A 21,208-nucleotide genomic window follows, 5' to 3' on the forward strand; every position below is an offset into this window, starting at 1 on the left:
CTGTTTGCGACATTAGTAGGTAGTTTTAGGACCTATGGTCCTGACCGCGCTGCGCGATGATGCGCTGCACACCCTCCCCGACGGGTACGCCCTTCGGCTGTCCCTGCCGTGGATCCGCTCGCTCCCCCTCGCCGGCCTGGTCGATCCCGCGGTGCGCATCGACGGGCACTCCACCCCCGCGACGGTGGTGCTCGGCGATCGCCGAGTCGACCCCGCCGATCTCGAGACCGAGACCCTGTGGTGGCACCTGCAGGACCGCGTCGCGCTTCACGTGACGGATGCCGGGAGCCCTGGCATCCACGAGGTGTCCGTGTCGTTCGGGCTCGAGGTCCCCTACCTCGAGGGCGGGCCCGATGGGCCCCTGCGTCTGCCCTTCTTCTTCACCCGCGCCCTGGACACGGAGACTCCGACGACCGGCGTCTCACGCGACGTCGGGAGCCTCGCGTGAGCGCGCTGCCCGCGGGGTGGACCCTGTCGGCCAGTGCGTTCAACCTCACGCCCGAGGTCGTGCGCGCCGAGCACACGGCGCCCGATCTCGCCCTCACCTTGGTCGAACGGGGCCTCGCCTCAGCGATCGAGGTGGAGCTGGGCCAGCTGTGGCGCGGCTACCCCGACGCCACGCTGGACGAAGCCCGAGCCCTCCGCGATCGCCTCGACGGCGTCGGCGGACGCGTGAGCATTGTCGGCATCAGCATCGACGAGTGGGACGGACATCGTCGTCGCACCGACGACGAGCGCCTCGCCTTCCTCGTGCCGCAGTTGCGCACGTCCGCCGCCCTCGGCGCGCACTGCGTGCGCATCCCCCTCGGTCAGGCCGGCGCGATCCTCGAGCGCACGCTGCCCCTGCTCGAGGAGCTCGACCTCGTCCTGTACGAGGAGGCACAGGGGCACCAGACGCCGGCCGCCGTGCCGGGGGCCTACGCGCTGCTCGCCGAGATCGACAGCCCCCGCATCCGTCTGCTGCTCGACATCAGCATGCTCATGCCCGCGCTGCCCGTGACCTACCTGGAGGAACTCGCGCGGGGCGGCGTGGATGACACCCTGGTCGCACTCCTCACCGACCACTGGCGCGAGCCGGAGACGCACGGGGCGGTCATCGACTACCTGCGCGCCGGGAAGGTGCCCGGTCCGGTGCACACGCTCTACATGAACCTGCTCGTGCGGTTCGGGCGCTCCGACATCGCCGACGTGACATCCGTCCTGCCCCTCCTGGGCGCGGTGCACCTGAAGTTCTGGGATCTCGATGATTCCGACGACCGACTTTCCGACCCCCTTCGCGACGTGGGCACCGCCCTCGCCGCGACGGGCTTCACCGGCACGCTCTGCAGCGAGTGGGGCGGCCAGGAGTGGCTCGACGACGACCCGTGGGAGATGACCTCGCGTCATCTTGCGCTGGCCGCCGCTCTCCTCTCCGACCGTCCCCCATCCGCATCCCTTCAGAGAGCGAGCACCCCATGACCGACCGACCCCCCATCAAGTGGAGTTACATGGACCACTGGCGGGCCCAAGGTCCCGCCGGACCCTACGACCAATGGCAGTCGCGGCTGGCGATGAAGCGGTTCCTGCAGCAGGTGGCCGCCGTCGGCTTCGACGCGATCGACACCTTCGACTTCCGCATCTGGCAGATCTTCGAGCAGTACGGGTCGGTGGCCAACTACCAGGAGTTCGTGCAGGAGCAGGGCCTCGAGCGCATCGTCAACACCTTCCACGGCGTGTACTACACCCCCGACCGCTACGCGCCGGAGGTCCCGGCGACGCACGCGACGATCCTCGAGGACTTCCAGCGGACGATGGACATGTGGTCCGGCATCCAGCTCGACAACATCATCGTGATGCCCGGATCCCGCTACTTCGACGAGGCCGGCGTGCCCGATGACGGGCTCAAGCACGCGGCCGACATCTGGGGGAAGGTCGGCGAACTCACGCAGCAGTACGGCGTCAACCTCACGTGCCACCACGAGTTCTACGCCGGCATCCGCACGCGCGACCAGATCGACCGCTTCTACTCGTACGCCGACCCGCGCTACGTGAAGTTCTTCGTCGACACCGCGCAGCACTGCATCGCCGACGTCGACCCCGTCGACGTGTACGAGAAGCACCACGAGCGCGTGACGGGCTTCCACTTCAAGGACACCCGCTTCAAGGACACCAACGAGGACTACCGAATGTTCCCGGATGCCGAGGTGTCGGCGAAGACCACCGAGAAGTGGTTCTACGAGATGGGCACCGACGAGGGGCTCGTCGACTTCGAGGCGATGATGCGCTCGGTCCGCGACAACGGGTACACCGGCTGGATCAGTGTCGAGCACGACAAGGCAGACAAGCTCGGCGGCGACTACGCCGAGAGCACCGCAATCGCCCGCTGGTACGCCAAGAACGTGCTGGACGGCATCTACAACGAGGCGGTGGCGCGATGAGCGACGTGCGCTGGGCCTACGCGATCAACCAGTGGGACACCAACATCGACTCGTTCGTGCGCAAGCGCGAGCACGAGCGGGCCTTCAAGACCGCGTCGATCAGCGGTTTCTCGGGCGTCGAACTCACCGCGGTGAGCTTCGGCGCGTGGGAGCCGCTCGGGACGCCGCAGCAGATCGCCGATCTGTACGGCTCGGTCGAGAAGTTCGGAGAGTTCCTGGCCTCGTGCGCCATCGACGCCGTGAGCAGCTACGTCTACGACCCGGCAGTCGGGTTCGAGGTCGAGATGGGTCGCGGGCCCGACCCGCTGGATCCCGCGTCGGTCGGCGAGATCACCCGCACCGCGCGGTGGTTCGCGGATGCTCTCCGCCGCCTCGGCGGGAGCGTGCTCGTCGTGCGCGCGGCACCGTCGGCGTGGCAGACGGGGGTGCTCACCGACGAGCAGATCGGCGTGCTCGCCGACCTGTGGAACACGGTCGGCGAGGCGATCGCGGCCGACGGCATCGCCCTGGGCCTGCACGTCGACTTCCTCTCCGCGCTGCGCCTGGGCGATGGCATCCATCGCCTGCTCGCCGCCACGGACCCGGGGAAGGTCGGCCTCGCGATCGACACCGCCGAGTACGCCATCTCGGGCATCGACCCCGTCGCGTTCTACCGTCAGTACGCGGATCGGGTCGTCCATGTGCAGCTGAAGGACGCGCGCGAGACCGTGGACGACGCCGAGGCGTCGACGCCGCACGCGGAGCAGTTCATCCGCACCGAAGGTGGGGCGCGCAAGATCCTGCGCTGGTTCTACGAGCCGAGCGACGAGCGCGCCCTGGTCGACTTCGAGGGCTTCGTGGGCGCGCTCGCCGAGCACGGTTACCGCGGCTGGATCGTCGTCGAGTCCGACCAGAGCCCGCACCCCGCCGAGAGCACGATGGTCGCCGGGTGGTACGTGCAGAAGGTGCTGCAGCCGCTGCTGGGGTGAGGCCCGCTCGCGTGGGGGGTCGTGGGGGCTGCCGGCTCTCGACCCCTCACGCGAGGATTCGAGCTCGGGGTCGCGCGGCATCCTCTCCTCCCCATCACGTCGTCGCCCCGAGTTGTCCACGGGAGGCCCTCGCGGCGGGCGTGAATGTCGGAGGTCGTCGCTAGCATGCACACATGTCTTCTCCAGAGCCCTCGGCGACACCGGAAGACGGGGCCGATGCCCTGTCCGCGGTGCTGATCGAGGTGCTCGCGGCGGACTCCGGTGTCGCCGCCGCCGAAGCGCGGCGCACCCGGGCGCTGGCCCGTGCGGGGCACGTGGCGCTGCGAGAGATGGCGGGCCAGCGGGCTTCGTCTCGCATGGCGGAGCTGGCGATGCGCGAGGTGGCGTCCGAGCTCGCCGCGGCGACACACCTGTCGGATCGCACCGTGCAGGCGCAGATCTCTCGCGCCATGGTCCTCACCGACCACCTCCCGGTGACCCTCGACGCCTGGGAGGCGGGGCAGCTTTCGCGCATGCATGTGCACGCGATCATGGATGCCGCGACGGCGGTGCCGGTGGAGCGGCGGGCCGAGTTCGACCTGCTCGCCGTCGCCACCGCCGAGGGGCTGAGCCCGGGCCGGCTGCGCTCTCGACTCGCGATGCTGGCCGAGCGCGTACAGCCGACGACCCTGACCGAGCGGCACCGGGCGGGGCGAGCGAGCCGCGGGGTGCGGGTGGTGGCCGGCGAGAACGGCATGTCCGACCTCATCGCCACGCTTCCCACCGTGCTCGCGGTCGCGGTGCACGATCGACTCACTCAGCAAGCTCGGGCGATCATCGACGCCCGTGATGATCGGCCGGCTACGGCCGAGACCGACGCCCGTGGGGGCGGTGACGGCCCGATTCTGTCGGCAGTGGACGGGCCCGCCGCCTCGCCCGCTGTTCCCGTGGAACCCGACACGCGCACGATGGATCACGTGCGGGCCGACGTGTTGGCAGACCTGCTGCTGACCGCCGCTCCCGATGCCGACCCCACCCGCGCCGATGACGGCGCGGGGACGCTCGGCGCGATCCGCGCGCGGGTCCAGGTCGTCGTTCCCGCGCTGACGATGCTCCGGCCGGGGAGCGAGAACGTGAACCCCGCGGAGCTCGTCGGCCACGGCCCCATCGACGCCGACACCGCCCGCCGGCTCGCGCAGACGACGCGCGTTCCGTGGGACCGGGTCATCACTCACCCCGTGACCGGCGCGGTCTTGCACACGGACACGTATCAGCGCACGACGGCGATCGACCGGTACCTTCGCGCGCGAGACCGGCACTGTCGGTGGCCCGGCTGCACCGTTCCCGCCATTCGCTGCGAGATCGACCACAACCACGACTGGGCTCGGGGCGGACCAACGGACGTGTGCAACCTGAGCTGTTTTTGCCCGAGGCACCACACGCAGAAGCAGTTCACGAGATGGAGGGTTCGGCAACTCGACGGCGGGGTGATGGAGTTCACCTCGCCCACCGGTCGGGTCTACACCGACTCCCCGCAGCCCTACCCACCCGGTGTCCGCTTCACCGAGGCGCCCGCCGAGTCGCCGCCACGCCCTTTGCCGCCACCGGTCGAGCACGACCCCGCGCCCTTCTGATCCCGCGCGCTTCTGACACCGCGCCCTTCTGACACCGCGCCCTGCTCAGGGGTGCAGCGCCCGGCGGGACGCCGTTAGCACAGCACTCTCCCGCGCGCCGCCCCCTCGGGCAGCGACGCGAGTCGTGGAACCGTGCGCTCATGGCATCCCCTCTCACCCCACTTCGTGACGACTCCCTCTCGCTCCTGGTCCGCGGCTACGACTTCGGCGCTCATCTCTGGCGGCGGGCCGAGAAGGGCGCCCGCGCGGTGCCGTTCCGGCTGCTCGGGCGGCCGGCGCTGCTCGTCCGCGGCGAGGAGGGCGTCCGGCTGTTCTACGACGAGTCGAAGACCCGCCGCCACGGCGCGATGCCGATGTTCATCCAGGGCTCGCTGTTCGGGCACGGCTCGGTGCACAGCCTCGACGGCGAAGACCACCGGCATCGCAAGGCGACGTTCGTCGACGTGCTGTACGACGACGCCGAGGTCGACCGCCTTCTGCCCGAGCTGGAGCGCGAATGGGGCGACGAGGTCCGCGCGTGGGTCGCGGGCGGACAGCAGACCGCGTACGACGCGGCGGTGGGGGCGCTCGGCCGCGCGATCCTGCGGTGGGCTGCGATCCCGGGGACCCCAGCTGCGCAAACGCGCTGGGCGCGGCGCCAGGCGCAGATCGTCGATGGCTTCGGTGTGCCGTACTCGCCCGAGTACCTGTTGGCGCTGCTGAACCGGCGCTGGTCGGACCGGCACGCGGCGAAGCTCATCGAGGCCGCCCGCGAGCGGCGGCTGCACCCCGCCGAGGGCACCGCTCTGCACGCGTGGGCGCACCACCGTGATCGCGTCGGCGAGCTGCTCAGCGCGCGGCAAGCCGGGGTGGAGCTGCAGAACAGCTTCCGCCCGATGATCGCCGTCGCCCGGTTCGTCGCGTTCGCCGCGAAGGAACTCCACGATCGCCCCGAGTGGCGCGAGCGCATCGCCGCCGAGGTCGCCGAGCGGGGCCGGCTCGTCGGCGGGGAGCTGTCCACCATGTTCGCGCAGGAGATCCGCCGCACGGCACCGTTCGTGCCGATGCTGCCCGCCTGGGCCACCACCGACGTCGAGCTCGACGACCAGCGCGTGCCCGAGGGCGGCCGCGTGCTGCTCGACGTCCTCGGAACCGACACGGACGCGCGGGAGTGGCCTCGGGCTTCCGACTTCGACCCGGAACGCTTTCGCGGGGTCGAGGACTACGAAGCGCTCGCCGCGTTCGTCCCGCACGGCGGCGCCGACGTCGCCACCGGGCACCGCTGCCCGGGCGAGAAGCTCGCTATCGCCGGGCTCGCGACAGCCATCTCCGCCCTCAGCGACCCGCGGATACGCATCAGCGGCCGCGGCCTCGACGTGAACCGACGGCGGATGCCGACGAAGCCGCGTTCCGGCGGCCGGGTGCGTCGCGCCGACGCGCCGTCTGCCTGCCCGTTCCACCGATCAGGCGCGTGAGTCAACGCGGCAGCAACCCGGCGGCGCGGTAGATCGCGTCGACCGTGCGCATGGTGCCGACGGCGCGGAGGGCGTCGAGAATGCTGGGACCACCCGTGCTCAGCACATCGCGCACGTGCTCGAGTTGCCGGGCGTAGCTGTTCTCGGCCGGGTCGACCACGACCTCTCGCAGCACCACGCCGTCGGGCGAGGTCACCGTGAGGGTCGCGCCCCACTGCGGCACGATGACGCTCGTCGCCCGGAGCGACGCGGCGCTCCCGAAGACCCGCACCTCCATCGCACCGGCGTCGTCGCCGAGGAACGACGCCCGCACTGCGGCGGGGATGCCCCCGGGCAGCCGCAGTTCGGCATCGGTCTGCAGGTCGATGCGGGGATCGGCCTCGTACGTCCGCGCCGTCGCCGCCACGACCTCGGGCTCGCCGAACGCCGCTCGGAGCAAGTCGAGGGCGTAACAGCCGACGTCCATCACGGCCCCGCCCGCGAGGTCGCCGTCGAGGCGGATGTTGCCCGGCTCGACGACGAAGTGCGGGATGCTGAAGTCCACCTCCACCCGCCGCACGTCGCCGAGGACCCCCGACCCGATCGTGGCGAGAAGCTCCGCGATGAACGGATGAAGACGGTAGTGGAAGCCGACGAACGCGCGTCGGCCGCTGGCATCCGCCGTGTCCGCGATGGCAGCCGCGGTCGTCCCGTTCGCCGAGAGGGGCTTCTCGCACAGCACGTGCTTACCCGCCTGCAGGGCCCGCGTCGCCCACTCGGCGTGGACGATCGGCGGCAGCGCGAGATAAACCAGGTCGACCCGCGGGTCGGCCAGCACCGCGTCGTAATCGCCCCACGCCGGCACATCCAGCCGCTCGGCGAAAGCCCGCGCCCGCTCGGGGTCGCGCGCGCCGATGGCCACGACCTCGACGCCGTCGACCGTGCGCGACGGCTCGACCATGGCGCGTTCGGCGATGCCTCCGGCACCCAGGATGCCGACCCCGATCATGCCCGCGCCACCGAGAAACGCGGTTCCTCGCGAGACACGGCGAGACGCGCAGTGTCTCGCAACGGATCGCGTTTATCGACGCCCACGGACGGCATCACGCCTCGCCGTTGTAGTACGGCCAGGGGTTGATGCGTCGGTCGCCACGGCGGTCCGGACCAGTCAACGTCACCTCGCCGGTCGCGGCCCATTCGACGCCGCGCGGGAACATGCGGATGAACTCGATCCGCCGGAACGTGTCGATGTCGTGCCCGATCGTGATCGTGAACGACCGACCCGCGCCGTACTCGTTGATCCACGCGAGCGGTTGGTCGGTGTTGATGCCCGGCAGCGCCGCAATGCCCTCCGGCGGGATGTCGACGGGGTAGTGCGACATGGGCCAGACGGGCGCCTTCTCGTACGCCTCGAGGTCGTCGAACGTCGTGAGCAGCACCTGGGCGCCCTCGTACATCTGAACGCCGACGAGGATGTCGTCGCCGGTGACGGTCCACGTCTCGTTGATGCCCTCGGTGATCGGATGCCGGGGCTCGGTGGTCCGCAACAGCGCCTCGCCCCACGGGCGGGGACGCAGACCCGTCTCCCACGCGCTGAGCTTGGCGCCGCGCATGACGTTGTACTCCTCGGGGTAGCCCCAGCGGTCCTCCTGCGCGGCGGAGCCATGGAACCACACGATGCCCTTGCCCTCGTCGTGGACGAACCGCAGGATCGCGGCATCCGTCTCCGCCCCGAAGCCGGTCGCGATGTCGTGGTATCCGTCGCGACCCTCGAACACCACGATCAGCACGTCGTACTTGTCGATGACACTCGCCGGCAGCCCGCGCGGGTCCTCGACGACGCGGACCTTGAAGCGTCCGGTGTCCTCCAGGAGCGTCGTGATCCACTGGTTGTGCAGCCGGAAGCTGCGGTGGGCGTTGTCGTGCTCGACGGTCATGTGCCCCGAGAGGATGAGCACGTTCAGGACGTCCGTCATGTCAGTCCTTCCGAGAGAACGCCGCGTCGAAGAGCTGGTGCGGCGGGGTGATCTGGGCGAGCTTGCGGACGAAGGCGAGAGCCTCGGGGCCGCCGACGAGACGGTCCATGCCGGCGTCCTCCCACTCCACGCTCGTGGGACCGTCGTAGCCGATCGCGTTGAGCGCGCGGAACAGAGGCTCCCACGGCACGGCGCCGTGGCCGGTGGACACGAACGTCCACCCGCGGCGCGGGTTGTCCCACGACAGGTGCGACCCGAGGACGCCGTTGCGGCCGTCGAGGTTGGTCACCGATTCCTTGCAGTGCACGTGGAAGATGTGGTCGGCGAAGTCCAGGACGAACGCGACCGAATCCAGCTGCTGCCACACGAAGTGCGACGGATCGAAGTTGAAGCCGAAGCTGTCGCGATGACCGATGGCCTCGAGCGTCTTCTTCGCGGTCCAGTAGTCGTACGCGATCTCGGACGGGTGCACCTCGAGCGCGAAACGCACGCCGACCTCGTCGAAGACATCGAGGATCGGGTTCCACCGTTCGGCGAAGTCGCGGTAGCCCGCCTCGATCATCGCCTCGGATGCCGGCGGGAACATCGCGACGTACTTCCAGATGCTCGACCCGCTGAAGCCGGTGACGGTCGATACGCCGAGCTTTGCGGCGAACCGGGCCGTGTTCTTGAGGTCTTCCGCGGCGCGCTGCCGCACCCCTTCGGCATCCCCGTCGCCCCACACGCGCGAGGGCACGATGTCGTGGTGCCGCTCATCGATCGGGTCATCGCACACCGCCTGACCGACGAGGTGGTTCGCGATCGCCCACACCTTCAGGCCGTTGCGCTCGAGGATGTCGAGCCGCGACTGGACGTAGTCGGCGTCGTCCCAGCGGGAGACGTCGATGTGGTCGCCCCAACAGGCGATCTCGAGGCCGTCGTAGCCCCACTCGCCCGCGAGGCGTGCGACCTCTTCGAACGGCAGGTCGGCCCACTGGCCGGTGAACAGGGTGATCGGGCGTGCCATGACGAAACCTTTCAAGCAGGAAGGGAGGATGCGACGCTCGTCCACGCCGCGTCGGCGGAGGAGCTGCGCTCGACCGCGTCGAGCACCCGCTGCACGGCGAGGCCCTCCGCGAACGAGGGGTGGGGGTCGGTCCCGCCGCCGATCGCGTCGACGAGGTCGACGACCTGGTGGCTGAACCCGTGCTCGTAACCGAGCATGTGCCCCGCGGGCCACCATGCCGCCACATAGGGATGCACGGGCTCGGTGACGAGGATCTGCGTGAAGCCCTGGCGGCCTTCGGGCGCCGTGCGGTCGTAGAACTGCAGGCTGTTGAGGTCTTCCAGGTCGAACGCGAGCGCGCCGCGGTCGCCGGACACCTCGATCGTCAGGGCGTTCTTGCGGCCGGTCGCGAACCGCGTCGCCTCGAACGACGCCAGCGCGCCGTTCGACAGGCGCCCGGTGAAGATCGCGGCATCGTCGACGGTGACGTCGCCGACGCCCTCGCCGGCGGCGCCCGACAGCCCCGAACCGGAGGCCTGCAGCGGTCGCTGCTTCACGATCGTCTCGAGGGTGCCGGTGACGCTCTCGATGCCGAGACCCGTCACGAACTGGGTCATGTCGATGATGTGCGCGCCGATGTCGCCCAGCGCGCCCGATCCGGCGTGCTCCTTCTGCAGACGCCATGCGAGCGGCATCCGCGGGTCGACGAGCCAGTCCTGCCGGTACGCCGCGCGCACCTGCTGGACGGTACCGACGGCACCCTCGGCGATCATGTCGCGCAGCAGCGTCACCGCCGGCACGCGACGGTACGTGAATCCGACCATCGACCGGATGCCGCGCGCCCGCGCCCGCTCCGCCGCCGCGGCCATCTCCTCGGCCTCGGCGACGGTGTTCGCCAACGGCTTCTCGCACAGCACGTGCTTGCCCGCCTCGAGCGCCGCGATCGCGATCTCGGCGTGCGAATCACCCGGGGTGACGATGTCGACGATGTCGATGTCGTCGCGCGCGATGACCCCGCGCCAGTCGGTGGCCGAGTCCGCCCAGCCCCACTTCGCGGCAGCGGATGCCACGGCATCCGCGTTCCGACCGACGACGACGCTCATCTCCACCGGGCGCGCCAGGTCGAACATCCGCGGCGCCTGCCGCCACCCGACCGAGTGCGCCGCCCCCATGAAGCCGTAGCCGATCATCGCCACGCGGAGGGGCTGGGCGGAGGTCATGCCAGCACCAGTTCGCGCTCGACGGGCACGCGGTTGGTGACGTAGCGGCCGGGACCGCCGTCGGCGCCCGGCATGATCTGCATGTAGAGCAGACGCATCGTCAGGACGACCTCGACGGTGACCGTCTCGCCCGCCGCGGGCGGGGTGTCGAGGTGGATCAGAACGTCGGGTCGGTCGGCGACGAACCACAGGGTGTCGGACTGCTCGGGCAGCTCCTCGACGCGGTATTCGCGGCCTTCGAGTGAGAAGCGCAGGTCCTCCGTCGGGACCTCGACACCGTTCACCGTGGCGGCGACGCCATCCACGGCCGACAGCCAGAGGCTGCGATACCACGGCAGTTGGAGCGATACGGCGAGCCCGTCGTCGGTGCGACGGACGTCCTTCTCGGCGAAGAGGGAATTGTGAGTGGCCACGGTGGCTCCTAGGCGAAGGTGTCGACGAAGTGCTCGTGCGCGACCGGCGGAACGGGCTCGAGCTTCTGCGTCGTCTCGGGGCTGTAGGGGTGGTTCTTCGACGGCACCGGCTCGTCGGCCGGGGGCATGAAGACGGGCTTGCCGTCGTCGCCGAAGTACATGAGGTCGAGGTCGAACGCGCCCTGGTTCTTCAGGCCGAAGCTCACCCAGTTCTCCTCGAAGGGGGCGCGGGCCAGCTCGTAGCAGCGGAACTTCCAGAACTTCCACTCGCCGTCCTGCTTGAGGAAGTCGATGGCGTACTTGCACCACACCCAGTGGGCCCAGACCTTCTTGCCGAGCACCTCGTCGGGCGAGTACATGTCGGGGAACGCCTCGGCCACGGTCGGGTCGGTCAGGCCCGACTCGGTGCCGGCCATCATCCAGACGCCCTTGGCGGTCTTGCCGTCGGCGGCGACCTCGATCACGGGCGTGTTCGTGGCGTGGAGGATCAGCTTGCCCTCGGGGTGGGGGCGACCGCGGTGGTAATCGGTGACGCTCTGCCACGTCGTGTACTGACCGGCGTTGGTGTACCGGGCGCGGATGCCCTCGGTGCCCTCGTTCACCCACATCGGGATGATCTGCTCGTCCTCGAACGCGTTGTGCAGGTACATGTAGCGGTTGAACAGGTTCTCGACCTGTCCGCGGTCCTCGGCGCGCTGCGCGAGGGCCTGGGCGGCCTCGACCTGCTCGCGCAGACGCGAGACTTCGGCGACGAGGTCCGAGATGGATGCCTCGGTGGTGGTGTTCGACACGGGTACTCCTTCGTGATGCGGGTGTCAGGCCGGCTGGCGCGCGGCGACGGACTCTTCGATGGCGGTGCGCATGAGCGCGTGCTGCTTCTTCACGAGGTCGATGGGGTCGCTCTCGCCGAGGTCGCTGAAGGCGTGACCCTCCCACTCGCTCGAGAGGTAGCCCTGGTATCCGCCCTCGACGAACTGCTTCACGATGCGCGGGATGTCCATGGCGGGCTCCTGCCCGTCGGCGCCGATGTCGTAGAACTTCGCGTGGACGTGGAAGATCTGCGGCATGATGTCGAGCCACTCCTCCGGCGGCACGAGCCCGTGCATGTTGAACGCGAGGCGCGTGAACGGTCCGAAGCGCAGGGGGTCGACACCCTCGCCCGAGAGGTAGTCCTCGAACTTCTGGTTGCGCACGTGCATGGGCGTCGGCTCGTGCCAGATCTCCTCCATGACGGGGAAGTGCTTTTCGTCCATGCCCATCTGGCCGAGCGTGCGCAGCAACGTCGGGGAGAGGGAGTGCATGGTCGAGGAGAAGTCGGCGGTGAAGCCGAGGCGGTCGGACTGCAGCTCGTCGTACATCTCGCGGATCTGCAGCACGTGCGGGTCGTTCGGACCCGACGGGGCGTGGATCTCATACCCGAGCTTCTGGTCGTACTTCTCGGCGAGCGGGAGGAGGCTGCGCAGCAGATCCTTGCCGTGCGAGCGGATGACGACTTTCTTGAAGCCGAGCGTGTGCGCGGCCTTCAGCTGCCGGGCGAGGAAGTCGTGCTCCTCATCGGGCGTCATGTCGCGGTCCTTGCGGCGACCCATGTCGAGGTTGGTACCGACCGCGCTGGCCTCGAGGCCGTACTTCTCGAGCGAGTCGAACCACAGCTTCACGAAGTCGTCATCGACGTCGGGGTACGACCGCAGCAGCTGCGCGAAGTTGAACTCCACGCCCGGTCCGATGCCCTGGTCGTGCACCTCGCGGATTAGCGTCTCGGGCGTGTACAGCCCCGCGGCGAACTCGCTCGTCATCGAATACAGGGTGGTCCCGAGCGTGATGCCGGTCCCGGCGATGCCGTCACTCATGGCGGGTGTCCTTTCAGGCGCGCACGGCGTGCGCGAGGTGGGTGTCCAAGACGCGCCGAGCCTCGGCGGCATCCGTGATCATGCGCGAGCCAGCGGCCTCGGCGGCCGTGCGCTGGATCGCCTGCTCGGCGCGGATGATCTCGAACGGGCTCTGCCAGTGGTTCCAGTGCCAGCCCTCGTACTCGCTCGACACGGCACCGCTGTAGCCGTTGTCGACGAGCAGCGTGATGAGATCGGCGACGGGCACCGAGGGTTCTTGACCGTTCTCGTCGATCCCGAAGAACTTGCCGTGCACGTGGCGCACCCAGGGCATGATCTCGAGCCAGTCGTCGACCCGGGCCGGGCCGAAGAGTCCGGTGCCGTTGATGCCGAAGTCGATACCGAGGTCGGGGCGGCCGAACTGGTGCGAGAGCCCGATGAACCGGCCGAAGCGCTGACCGTGGTCGGCCTGGTCGGCGGGCGGACCCTGCTCGTAGTACTCGTCCCAGAGGGCGACGACGGCCGCGAGCAGCTCCTCGGACGCGCCGCGGCGGCGGTACGCCTCGAGGAGCGACGGCGCGAAGCCGGTCACCGTGGCGCCCCAGTCCATCGTGAAGCCGAGGAAGGGCGAGCCGACCTTCTCGTAGCGGTCGCGGAGGGCGAGGATGCGCGGGTGCGAGGCGTACTGGTCGGCGTGGACCTCGAGCGCGAGCGTGACGCCGTACTCCTCGGCGATGGGGGCGAGCGCCTCCATCGAGTCGGGGGTCAGCGAGATCTGCACGCGCGCGATCGGGAAGCCGAGCTTTGCCGCCGCCGCGATCTGCTTGCGCATGTACGCGATGAGCTCGTCCTGGTCCATGAGCTTGTCGGGACGCAGACCGATGTCGGCGTTGACCGCGAGCGACGTACGGACGAGGCCGACCTCGTCGATCAGGTCGGAGAAGCGGCCGGCGAAGTGGTCGTCGATCTCGGGGAATCCGCGGAAGCTCGAGAACCCGATGATCTCCAGGCCCGGCCCGAAGCCCTCGGCCGCGGTCTTGCGGATGAGCTGGTCGAGGTCGTACTCGCGTCCGTGGAACGCGCGGGTGAAGCTGTACAGCGTGACGCCCTGGAGGGGCGTGCCCTTCTGCGCGGTCATGCGAGGGCCTCCTCGGCAGTGCGGACGGACATCGTCTTCGTGTCGTGCTCCTCGATGTGGAGCACCTGGTCGTCGGCGATGATGATGTACGGGATGTAGAGCTCGAGATCGACGCGCACGTCGTGCTCGCCTTCCGCGGCCAGCGCCAGGTCGCCCGAGAGCACGGCCGAGTCGGTGGGGAACCACCACTCCCGGGTGTTCGTCTTCATCTCGGCGAAGGTGAACTCCTCACCGTTCATCTGCCAGCGCAGCGACTCGGCCGGAGCCTCGACGCCGTCGATCGTGAGCTTCGCCGCCGAGATGCAGGATGCCGGGAGCGCCCGGTACCAGGGCAGGCGGACTTCGACCGCCGCGCGTCCGTCGTGGGCGCTCAGCGTGCCCTGTTCGATGATGCGATCCGGGATCACCGGGACCTCCTCGTCGGTGCGACCGAAGCCGCAGACTTCTTTGTCTTGATTTCTACAGTCTATTGTCGGATTCCTGCATAAGCAAGGAATCAGACGAGGGATGCCGCGATCCCGCGGGCCCCGCGGACGGCCAGCGCCACGGACGTCAGCGTCGGATTGCACGCGGTCGCGGTGGGGATGACGCCGTTGCCCGCGACGAACAGCCCCGGCACGCCCCAGACCTGGCTGCCGGTGTCGCACACGCTCGTCCCGTCGTCAGCGACACCCATGCGCGTCGAGCCCTGGTAGTGCAGCGACGACCCGAGCGGGAGCGTGAACGGGCGGTCACCGACCGGGTCGCCGATCGCGTCGGCCAGCCGCGTGATCTCTTCGCGTGCCCGTTCGATCACCTCCCGATCACGATCGGAGAGGGTGTAGTGGATGCGGGGAGCCGGCATCCCGTATCCGTCGAGGTGCTCGTCGTCGAACTCGACCCGGTCGTCGGACTGCAGGTCCTTCGCGCAGAACAGCCCGAGACCGACGATCGACCCGGGGATGACAGGGTCGTCATCGGCAAGCGCGATGGGCGAGGCGTCGAGCTGCATGATCTGCCCGTGGAACGGGACGGCGTCGGTGAACGGAACCCAGCTGACGCCGCTGTACTCGGCGAGCCCCGTCGTCGGAGCGTCGTCCCCGAGGGGTGCGACGTCACGCAGCCGCGACGCGTACACCACCTGGGCCTGGTCGTTGAGGTAGCGGCCGAGGGCGGCGGGGCGCACGCCCGATGCCCACAGCAGCTGCGGCGTGCGCAGTGCGTCGGCGGCCACGACGACCGCCCGCGCCGCGATCTCGTGCTCCTGGCCCGACCGCAGGTCGCGCACGACGACGCCCGCCGCGCGCCCGTCGGCGAGCACCACGGAGGTCACGAGCGACTCGTCGATCAGCGAGAAGTTCGGGTTCTCGCGCGTGACGTCGCCGAGAACCACGTCCGACCCCGACCAGACGAGGCGCCCGTCGTCGCGTCGGTGCACGGCCAGCGGCATCCGCTGCACCTTCGTCGCCTCCGTGCGGTCGGCGTCCACCGCGGCCGCCAGGCGTTCGCGGACGATCCCCCCGAACGGGGCGGAGTCGAACGCGTTCCGCGTGACTCCGAGCAGACGCTCGGCCTCGAGGAGGAGTTCGTCCATGTCGGGGAGGAAGTCGATGCGCTCGCTCTCGTTCGGCCACGGGCACGCGCCGGTCCAGTGCGCGGCCATGCCGCCGACGTTGCTCGACATCGCCACGACCGGCAGGCCGTCCTCGCCGTCGAAGGCGTAGCCCTCGTCGAGCAGGAACGTTCCGGGGCGTGCGCCGCGCACCCCCGCTTTGGCCTCACCCGGGCTCGCGACCTTGGTCCCGCGCTCCCCCGGCCCCTCCGACGCGGCCTGCGCGCGAACGCGCTCGGCGGGGTCGGCGATGTTCTTCACGTGGGCGCCGGGCGGATCCGACACGGTCGGGCCCACCTCGAACATGGCGATCGAGAGGCCGGGTGCACGCTCCGACAGCACGCGCGCGTAGGCCGCCCCGGTCGGACCGCTGCCGACGATGACGACATCGACGGATGCCGGGTACTCCCGCGCGCTCATGCCGCGCCCGCGATCTGGACGACGTGGGCGACGGATGCCTCCGACGCGGTGGTCGGGTAGTACTCCAGGCCGACCGGCCCGTCGTAGCCGCTCCCGCGCAGCAGGCGGAAACGCTCGGCCCAGTCGAGGTCGCCCGTACCCGGCTCACCGCGACCCGGGGCGTCGGCGAGCTGCACGTACCTGATGAGGTCGCCGGCGTTCGCGAGCTCCGCCTCCATGTCCTCCCCCTCGACGGCCGAGTGGTAGATGTCGTAGAGGACACCGAACTGCGGGGAATCCACGCCGCGCGCGACGTAGACGGCCTCCGACGTGCGGTCGAGCAGGGAACCCGGGTGGTCCACGCGGACGTTCACGGGCTCCAGGACAAGGGTGACGCCCGAGCCGGCGATCTGGGCGATCGCCTTCTGGTAGATCTCGATGAGCTTGTCGAGCTGCACCTGACGCTTCCACCCGCCGAAGCCCGTGCCGCTGCCGACGACGATGCGGGGGCAGCCGAGGTCCTGCGCGATCGCGACGCCCTCGTCGAGCTTGCGGTAGAACTCCAAGTGGTCCCACGGCGGGATCATGAACTGCGTGCGGGGCTCGGCCAGCTGAGCCGTGAGCTGCGTGCCGGTCTCTTCGAGCGCGGCCTTGAGGGCCGGGAGGTCCTTCGGCGTCGCCGGAGCGTCCGCGCCGGTCGGACCCCACATCTCCACGGCGTCGAAGCCCGCGGCGGCCGCCGCGCGTACACGGTCGTGGTAGTCGCCGGCCTCGGTGAAGAGGAGTTCGATGTTGGGAGCGAGCTGGTACATGGGGGTCCTTTCGTTGTGCGGGCGCGACGACCGATGGATGCCGGGTGTCCTGGCATCCATCGGGGACGCGTCTCAGCCCTTGAGGCCGCCGGCGAAGCCCTGGATGAAGCGCTTCTGGGCGAAGAGGTAGAAGGCGAGGATCGGCACCATCGAGACGATGACGATCGCGAAGATCTGGTTCCAGGCCGACACGAGGGAGCCGATGTAGTAGTACATGGCGACCGGGAGCGTCTGGTTGGCCGAGCCGCCCAGGAAGATCAGCGACGTGAAGAAGTCGTTCCACACGATGAGGCCGGCGAGGATCGCGACGGTGCCGGTGGCCGGCGACATCAGAGGGAGAACGATGCGGAAGAAGATCTGCGTGCGGCTGGCCCCGTCGATGGTCGCGGCCTCCTCGTATTCGGTTCCGAGGCCCCGGAAGAACCCGGCGTAGAGGAAGATCGCGAGCGGCGGCAGCATCCCGGTGTAGAGGATGATCATGCCCCACGCCGAACCGGTGAGCCCGAGCGATCGAGCCCCGATGTACAGCGGCACCGTGCCGAGCTGCGTGGGCAGCACGATCGCGACGAGGAAGAGGTAGTACACCGCGCGGCTCCAGCGGCGGGTGCTGCGGGCGATGACGTAGCCGGTGAGCGATCCGAGCAGCACCATCAGCACGATGCTGCCGGCGGTGATCACGATGCTGTTGACCAGGCCCAGGACGACGTTCGAATTGCCGGTCGCGGTCAGCACTTTCACGAAGTTCCCGAAGTCCGGAGCCGCCGGGGGCGCCAGCGTCGACGACGTGATCACCTCACGGTCGGACTTCAGCGCCGTCGTGATGAGGAAGTAGAACGGCAGGAGGAACACCAGCGCCAGCAGCCAGAAGCCGAATTCGCGGAGCGCCGTGAGCTTGGTGTAGCGGAACATGTCAGGACTCCTCGGAGCGGCCGGCGGTCACGCGCTGCTGCACGACGGCGAAGACCAGGATGATGAGGGTGAGCAGGAGCGCGAGCGCTGCGCCGTAGCCGAAGTTGCCGAGGGCGAAGGACTGCTTGTACACCTGGGTGGCCAGGGTCTCGGTGGCCGCGGCGGGTCCGCCGCCGGTGAGGGCCATGATCTGGTCGAAGACCCGCAGCCCGTTGACCAGGCCCAGTGTCGTGGCGATCGCCACCGCGGGACGGATGGAGGGCAGCGTCACATGCCAGAAGCGCTGCCAGAGGTTCGCTCCGTCGATGGCGGCGGCCTCCTCGATCTCGACCGGCACGGCGGCGAGGCCCGCCATGTAGATGACCATCGCGAAGCCGATGTTCTGCCACACCAGCACGACGAGGACGGTCCAGATCGCCCAGGTCGGGTCGGCCACCCAGGCTCGGGCGATGTTGCCGAGACCCACCCCCCGCAGCGCGAGGTTGAGCGGACCGTTGTAGTCGAAGATGAACTTCCAGATGTACGAGGTGGCCAGGGGGCTCAGCACCACCGGCATGAAGAAGAGGGTCCGCAGGACGTAGCGGGACTTCAGGCCGCGGTTGAGGCCGAGGGCGAAGGCCAGACCCAGGATGTTGCTGAGGATCACCGAGCCGAAGGCCAGGAACAGCGTGTTCCCCAGGGCACCGAGCTTGGTGGGGTCCTGGAAGATCTTGACGAAGTTGTCAAGGCCGATGAGCTCGAAGGCACCGATACCGGTCCAGTTGGTGAAGGCGAAGAACCCGCCGATGCTCGTGGCGACGTAGTGGATGCCGATGACGAAGAGGATGCCGGGGAGGGCCCACCACCAGTATCCGAACTTCAGCAGTCCGGGCCGTCGCGGAGCCGGGGCCCGGCGCCGTCCACGGCGCGGCAGGACCACCCGCTCGGTCTCGGTCCGAGCCGCATCGCTCGGTCGAAGGGTTGTGCTCATGACGTCCTCGTCTCCGTGGGGATGGGTGCGGCTCCGCCGCCCGGGACCTCTCGGGGTCCCGGGCGGCGGAGGAGGTCAGTTGCCCCAGGCGGCGTCCATGCTCTGGAGCACCTGGTCGATGGTCGTCTGACCGGTCAGCAGTCCCTGTCCGCCGACCTGCAGCGCCTCGTAGACCGAGGGGTTGGGCCAGATGTTGTTCGGCAGCGGCGTGTACTGCTTGTTCTTCAGCAGATCGGCCACGGGCGCGTAGATCGTGCCGGTGAGGTCGAGCTTGTCGAAGGCCGACACGGGCAGCTCGCCGGAGAGCTCGTAGTAGCGCTGCTGCTGATCGGGCTCCGCCATCCACTCGAGGAAGTCCTGCGCGGCCTCCTTGTTCTTGGCCTTGGCGTTGATCGACAGCGTGTAGTTGGAGCTCCCGAGCACCATCGGCTTGCCGCTCTTGGCGGGGAAGGGCTCGACGGCGAACTCGGCCTCAGCGGGCGCGGCCTTGGAGATCTCGACCGCGGCACCCGACGGGATGAAGCTGCCCACCGAGGTTCCCTGGGCGAGGCCGTTCGTGATGGCGTCGAAGCCGCCGCCCTCGGCGCCGGGCTGGAAGCAGCCGGCGTCCTTCAGGTCGATGAACGTCTGGAGGGTGTCCTTCCAGCCCTGGCTCTCGGCGAAGGTGACCTTGCCGTCGGCGCGCTGCTGGTTCCAGTCGGGCGTTGCCGAGTACACGCGGGTCGCCGAGATGCCCTGGATGGTCAGACCGACGTTCGGGCCGGCGGCACCGGCGAGGGCGAGGAGCGACGCACCCTGGCCCTGCAGCGACGAGCACGCCGCGGTCAACTCGCTCATGGTGGTCGGGAAGTCGGTCAGGCCCTTCATCTTCGCCGTACCGAGGCTCGCGACGACCGCGCCGATCGTGAAGTCGAGGGGCTGGCCGTAGACCTTGTCGTCGACGGTGTAGACCGACTCGCTGCCGGGGATGATGAGGCTCTTCGCGGTGTCACCGAGGGGCTCGAGGAATCCGGCCTCCGCGAGCGGGATGATGCCGCGGGCGTCGCCCGACCCCGGAGTGGTCTGGATGACGTCGGAGGCGTTCCCGGCCTGCAGCTGCGTGCGGATCGTCTCGCCGTACTTGTCGTTCGGCGTGGGGTTGGTGGTGATGGTCACACCCTCGTGCTGCTCCTGGTACTCCTTGGCGAGGGTTTCGTACGGGCTCTCGAGGTTGTTGGAGGTCGCGAACGTGAAGGTGAACGACTTCCCGTCCCCCGAACCGGAGTCGCCGGAGGTGGAGCCGGAGCATCCGGCGAGGACGAGGGCTGCTGCAGTGGGAAGAGCGAAAAGACCAACGAGCCGCGTGACGCGACGGCGGGATTGGGTCATGGCCAGCCTTTCTGACGACGTTGTCGGCGGCCCCTTCGGTGGAGCGCCTGTGCTGTGTTCCTCAGTATCAAGTGGATGCGCCGAAAAAGCACATAAGTCTTGCGGATAGAGCACATAAGACCCGCCGGAGCGATGGCATCCATCCCCGCGATGCGAGGGGTGCGGCGCATAGACCCCGTGGATACACTGGCGGGACGCATATCCGAGCGAAGGATCACATCGTGGTGACCGATCATGCGACGCTGTCGCGCCTCGACCTCAACCTGCTCATCGCGCTGGACGCGCTGCTCACCGAGCGCAGCGTCACACGCGCGGCCGACCGGCTCCACCTCAGTCAGCCGGCGTTGAGCGCCTCGCTCGCTCGGCTGCGCACGCACTTCAACGACCAGATCCTCGCCCGACGCGGGAACACGTACGAGCTCACGCCGTTCGCGGTGCGCCTGACCGATCACACGAGCACGGCCCTCGAGGCCGCCCGCCGGGTTTTCGAGAGCCAGGCGTCGTGGTCGCCCGCCGAGTCCACGCGCGAATTCTCCATCTACGGCTCCGACTACGGATTCGTCACCGTGGGCACCGTCGTCTCCCAGCTCGCCGCCGAACAGGCCCCCGGGGTGCGGTTCCGGTACATGTTGCACAACCCGGGCATCGTCGAGGATGCCGCCAACCGCCTGCGCTCCGCCGACGGCATGGTCATCCCGCACGGCCCGGTCTCGGAGCTGCCGTACCTCGATCTGTGGCAGGACGACTGGCTGGCGGTCGTCGCCGACGACAACGACGAGGTGGGCGAATCGCTCACGATGGAGAACCTCGCCGACATGCCGTGGGTCCTCACGTTCCAGTCGCGCTCGGCCTTCACCTCCGCGGCGCGTCAGATCCAGCAGCTCGGGGTCGAACCGCACATCGAAGTGGTCCTGGAGAGCTTCCTCTCGGTGGGCCACTTCGTCAGCGGCACCCGTCGCGTCGGGCTCGTGCAGTCGGCGCTCGCCCCGCACCTGCTGCGCATCGGCGGCATCCGCGTCGTGCCCCTGCCCTTCGCCGCCACGCCCATCGTGAGCGCCCTGTGGTGGCATCCCTCGCACAACCGCGATCCCGAACACGAGTGGATGCGGGGCCTCTTCGCCGAAGCCGGCCGCCGGATCGCCGCGGGGCACGCGCCGCACTGAACAG

At 69.3% G+C, this 21,208-nt stretch carries 21 protein-coding genes; 7 read left to right on the top strand and 14 right to left on the bottom strand.

From position 1 onward, the window contains the following. The first annotated feature begins 34 nt into the window (after window positions 1-34). The 6 genes from ABC271_RS16555 (at window position 35) to ABC271_RS16580 (ending at window position 6,452) form a co-directional block, all read left to right on the top strand. Window positions 35-448, top strand: a complete 414-nt coding sequence (locus tag ABC271_RS16555; protein WP_412925935.1) for a hypothetical protein — start codon at window positions 35-37, stop codon at window positions 446-448. Then, on the top strand, window positions 445-1,458 hold the full coding sequence (locus tag ABC271_RS16560; protein WP_412925936.1) for a restriction endonuclease subunit R: 1,014 nt from the start codon (window positions 445-447) through the stop codon (window positions 1,456-1,458). The genes ABC271_RS16555 and ABC271_RS16560 overlap by 4 nt, the downstream gene beginning before the upstream one ends. Next, window positions 1,455-2,417 (top strand): sugar phosphate isomerase/epimerase family protein, encoded by a 963-nt coding sequence (locus ABC271_RS16565; protein ID WP_412925937.1) that lies wholly within the window; start codon window positions 1,455-1,457, stop codon window positions 2,415-2,417. Before ABC271_RS16560 ends, ABC271_RS16565 begins: the two co-directional genes overlap by 4 nt. Then, window positions 2,414-3,385 (top strand): sugar phosphate isomerase/epimerase family protein, encoded by a 972-nt coding sequence (locus ABC271_RS16570; protein ID WP_412925938.1) that lies wholly within the window; start codon window positions 2,414-2,416, stop codon window positions 3,383-3,385. The genes ABC271_RS16565 and ABC271_RS16570 overlap by 4 nt, the downstream gene beginning before the upstream one ends. A gap of 173 nt (window positions 3,386-3,558) precedes the next feature. Beyond that, window positions 3,559-4,998, top strand: a complete 1,440-nt coding sequence (locus ABC271_RS16575; RefSeq protein ID WP_412925939.1) for an HNH endonuclease signature motif containing protein — start codon at window positions 3,559-3,561, stop codon at window positions 4,996-4,998. A 140-nt stretch (window positions 4,999-5,138) separates the two neighbouring features. Further along, the gene (locus ABC271_RS16580) at window positions 5,139-6,452 is read left to right on the top strand and encodes a cytochrome P450 (protein WP_412925940.1); all 1,314 of its coding nucleotides are present in this window, start codon (window positions 5,139-5,141) and stop codon (window positions 6,450-6,452) included. Between the two features lies 1 nt (window position 6,453). Here ABC271_RS16580 and ABC271_RS16585 read toward each other — a convergent pair whose 3' ends face one another. The 14 genes from ABC271_RS16585 to ABC271_RS16650 form a co-directional block, all read right to left on the bottom strand. After that, window positions 6,454-7,440, bottom strand: a complete 987-nt coding sequence (locus ABC271_RS16585) for a Gfo/Idh/MocA family protein (RefSeq protein ID WP_412925941.1) — start codon at window positions 7,438-7,440, stop codon at window positions 6,454-6,456. Between the two features lie 94 nt (window positions 7,441-7,534). Then, a complete protein-coding gene (locus ABC271_RS16590) occupies window positions 7,535-8,407 on the bottom strand; it encodes a ThuA domain-containing protein (protein ID WP_412925942.1) in 873 nt (290 codons plus the stop codon). Between the two features lies 1 nt (window position 8,408). Next, complete coding sequence (locus ABC271_RS16595) at window positions 8,409-9,413, bottom strand: sugar phosphate isomerase/epimerase family protein (protein WP_412925943.1); 1,005 nt, start codon at window positions 9,411-9,413, stop codon at window positions 8,409-8,411. 11 nt (window positions 9,414-9,424) lie between these two features. Further along, on the bottom strand, window positions 9,425-10,612 hold the full coding sequence (locus tag ABC271_RS16600; RefSeq protein ID WP_412925944.1) for a Gfo/Idh/MocA family protein: 1,188 nt from the start codon (window positions 10,610-10,612) through the stop codon (window positions 9,425-9,427). Continuing rightward, on the bottom strand, window positions 10,609-11,025 hold the full coding sequence (locus ABC271_RS16605) for a C-glycoside deglycosidase beta subunit domain-containing protein (protein ID WP_412925945.1): 417 nt from the start codon (window positions 11,023-11,025) through the stop codon (window positions 10,609-10,611). Before ABC271_RS16605 ends, ABC271_RS16600 begins: the two co-directional genes overlap by 4 nt. Before the next feature lie 8 nt (window positions 11,026-11,033). Next, window positions 11,034-11,816 (bottom strand): nuclear transport factor 2 family protein, encoded by a 783-nt coding sequence (locus ABC271_RS16610; protein WP_412925946.1) that lies wholly within the window; start codon window positions 11,814-11,816, stop codon window positions 11,034-11,036. 24 nt (window positions 11,817-11,840) lie between these two features. Beyond that, complete coding sequence (locus ABC271_RS16615) at window positions 11,841-12,875, bottom strand: sugar phosphate isomerase/epimerase family protein (RefSeq protein ID WP_412925947.1); 1,035 nt, start codon at window positions 12,873-12,875, stop codon at window positions 11,841-11,843. Window positions 12,876-12,888: 13 nt separating this feature from the next. Further along, complete coding sequence (locus ABC271_RS16620) at window positions 12,889-13,992, bottom strand: sugar phosphate isomerase/epimerase family protein (RefSeq protein WP_412925948.1); 1,104 nt, start codon at window positions 13,990-13,992, stop codon at window positions 12,889-12,891. After that, window positions 13,989-14,399: a C-glycoside deglycosidase beta subunit domain-containing protein gene (locus ABC271_RS16625; protein WP_412925949.1), complete on the bottom strand. Its 411-nt coding sequence runs from the start codon at window positions 14,397-14,399 to the stop codon at window positions 13,989-13,991. The genes ABC271_RS16620 and ABC271_RS16625 overlap by 4 nt, the downstream gene beginning before the upstream one ends. Window positions 14,400-14,488: 89 nt before the next feature. Next, window positions 14,489-16,003 carry a GMC oxidoreductase gene (locus ABC271_RS16630; RefSeq protein ID WP_412925950.1) on the bottom strand — a complete coding sequence of 505 codons (1,515 nt, stop codon included), beginning with the start codon at window positions 16,001-16,003 and terminating at the stop codon, window positions 14,489-14,491. Beyond that, on the bottom strand, window positions 16,000-16,794 hold the full coding sequence (locus tag ABC271_RS16635) for a TIM barrel protein (RefSeq protein ID WP_412925951.1): 795 nt from the start codon (window positions 16,792-16,794) through the stop codon (window positions 16,000-16,002). The genes ABC271_RS16630 and ABC271_RS16635 overlap by 4 nt, the downstream gene beginning before the upstream one ends. Window positions 16,795-16,866: 72 nt before the next feature. Continuing rightward, window positions 16,867-17,703, bottom strand: a complete 837-nt coding sequence (locus ABC271_RS16640) for a carbohydrate ABC transporter permease (protein WP_412925952.1) — start codon at window positions 17,701-17,703, stop codon at window positions 16,867-16,869. 1 nt (window position 17,704) lies between these two features. Then, window positions 17,705-18,673 carry a carbohydrate ABC transporter permease gene (locus ABC271_RS16645; RefSeq protein WP_412925953.1) on the bottom strand — a complete coding sequence of 323 codons (969 nt, stop codon included), beginning with the start codon at window positions 18,671-18,673 and terminating at the stop codon, window positions 17,705-17,707. Between the two features lie 75 nt (window positions 18,674-18,748). Further along, entirely contained in the window at window positions 18,749-20,041 is a 1,293-nt protein-coding gene (locus tag ABC271_RS16650) for an extracellular solute-binding protein (protein ID WP_412925954.1), read from the bottom strand. A gap of 224 nt (window positions 20,042-20,265) precedes the next feature. Between ABC271_RS16650 and ABC271_RS16655 the strand changes: the two genes are divergently transcribed. Further along, window positions 20,266-21,204, top strand: a complete 939-nt coding sequence (locus tag ABC271_RS16655; protein ID WP_412926184.1) for a LysR family transcriptional regulator — start codon at window positions 20,266-20,268, stop codon at window positions 21,202-21,204. Window positions 21,205-21,208 lie beyond the last annotated feature (4 nt).

It is taken from the genome of Microbacterium canaveralium (assembly GCF_047238045.1).
Taxonomy (GTDB): Bacteria; Actinomycetota; Actinomycetes; order Actinomycetales; family Microbacteriaceae; genus Microbacterium.

What these genes read in the sequence shown, in the direction of transcription:
- ABC271_RS16555 (WP_412925935.1), top strand. Translation starts at nt 35, where the DNA reads ATGGTCCTGACCGCGCTGCGCGATGATGCGCTGCACACCCTCCCCGAC.
- ABC271_RS16565 (WP_412925937.1), top strand. Translation starts at nt 1,455, where the DNA reads ATGACCGACCGACCCCCCATCAAGTGGAGTTACATGGACCACTGGCGG.
- ABC271_RS16570 (WP_412925938.1), top strand. Translation starts at nt 2,414, where the DNA reads ATGAGCGACGTGCGCTGGGCCTACGCGATCAACCAGTGGGACACCAAC.
- ABC271_RS16575 (WP_412925939.1), top strand. Translation starts at nt 3,559, where the DNA reads ATGTCTTCTCCAGAGCCCTCGGCGACACCGGAAGACGGGGCCGATGCC.
- ABC271_RS16580 (WP_412925940.1), top strand. Translation starts at nt 5,139, where the DNA reads ATGGCATCCCCTCTCACCCCACTTCGTGACGACTCCCTCTCGCTCCTG.
- ABC271_RS16585 (WP_412925941.1), bottom strand. Translation starts at nt 7,440, where the DNA reads ATGATCGGGGTCGGCATCCTGGGTGCCGGAGGCATCGCCGAACGCGCC.
- ABC271_RS16590 (WP_412925942.1), bottom strand. Translation starts at nt 8,407, where the DNA reads ATGACGGACGTCCTGAACGTGCTCATCCTCTCGGGGCACATGACCGTC.
- ABC271_RS16595 (WP_412925943.1), bottom strand. Translation starts at nt 9,413, where the DNA reads ATGGCACGCCCGATCACCCTGTTCACCGGCCAGTGGGCCGACCTGCCG.
- ABC271_RS16600 (WP_412925944.1), bottom strand. Translation starts at nt 10,612, where the DNA reads ATGACCTCCGCCCAGCCCCTCCGCGTGGCGATGATCGGCTACGGCTTC.
- ABC271_RS16615 (WP_412925947.1), bottom strand. Translation starts at nt 12,875, where the DNA reads ATGAGTGACGGCATCGCCGGGACCGGCATCACGCTCGGGACCACCCTG.
- ABC271_RS16620 (WP_412925948.1), bottom strand. Translation starts at nt 13,992, where the DNA reads ATGACCGCGCAGAAGGGCACGCCCCTCCAGGGCGTCACGCTGTACAGC.
- ABC271_RS16630 (WP_412925950.1), bottom strand. Translation starts at nt 16,003, where the DNA reads ATGAGCGCGCGGGAGTACCCGGCATCCGTCGATGTCGTCATCGTCGGC.
- ABC271_RS16635 (WP_412925951.1), bottom strand. Translation starts at nt 16,794, where the DNA reads ATGTACCAGCTCGCTCCCAACATCGAACTCCTCTTCACCGAGGCCGGC.
- ABC271_RS16640 (WP_412925952.1), bottom strand. Translation starts at nt 17,703, where the DNA reads ATGTTCCGCTACACCAAGCTCACGGCGCTCCGCGAATTCGGCTTCTGG.
- ABC271_RS16645 (WP_412925953.1), bottom strand. Translation starts at nt 18,673, where the DNA reads ATGAGCACAACCCTTCGACCGAGCGATGCGGCTCGGACCGAGACCGAG.
- ABC271_RS16650 (WP_412925954.1), bottom strand. Translation starts at nt 20,041, where the DNA reads ATGACCCAATCCCGCCGTCGCGTCACGCGGCTCGTTGGTCTTTTCGCT.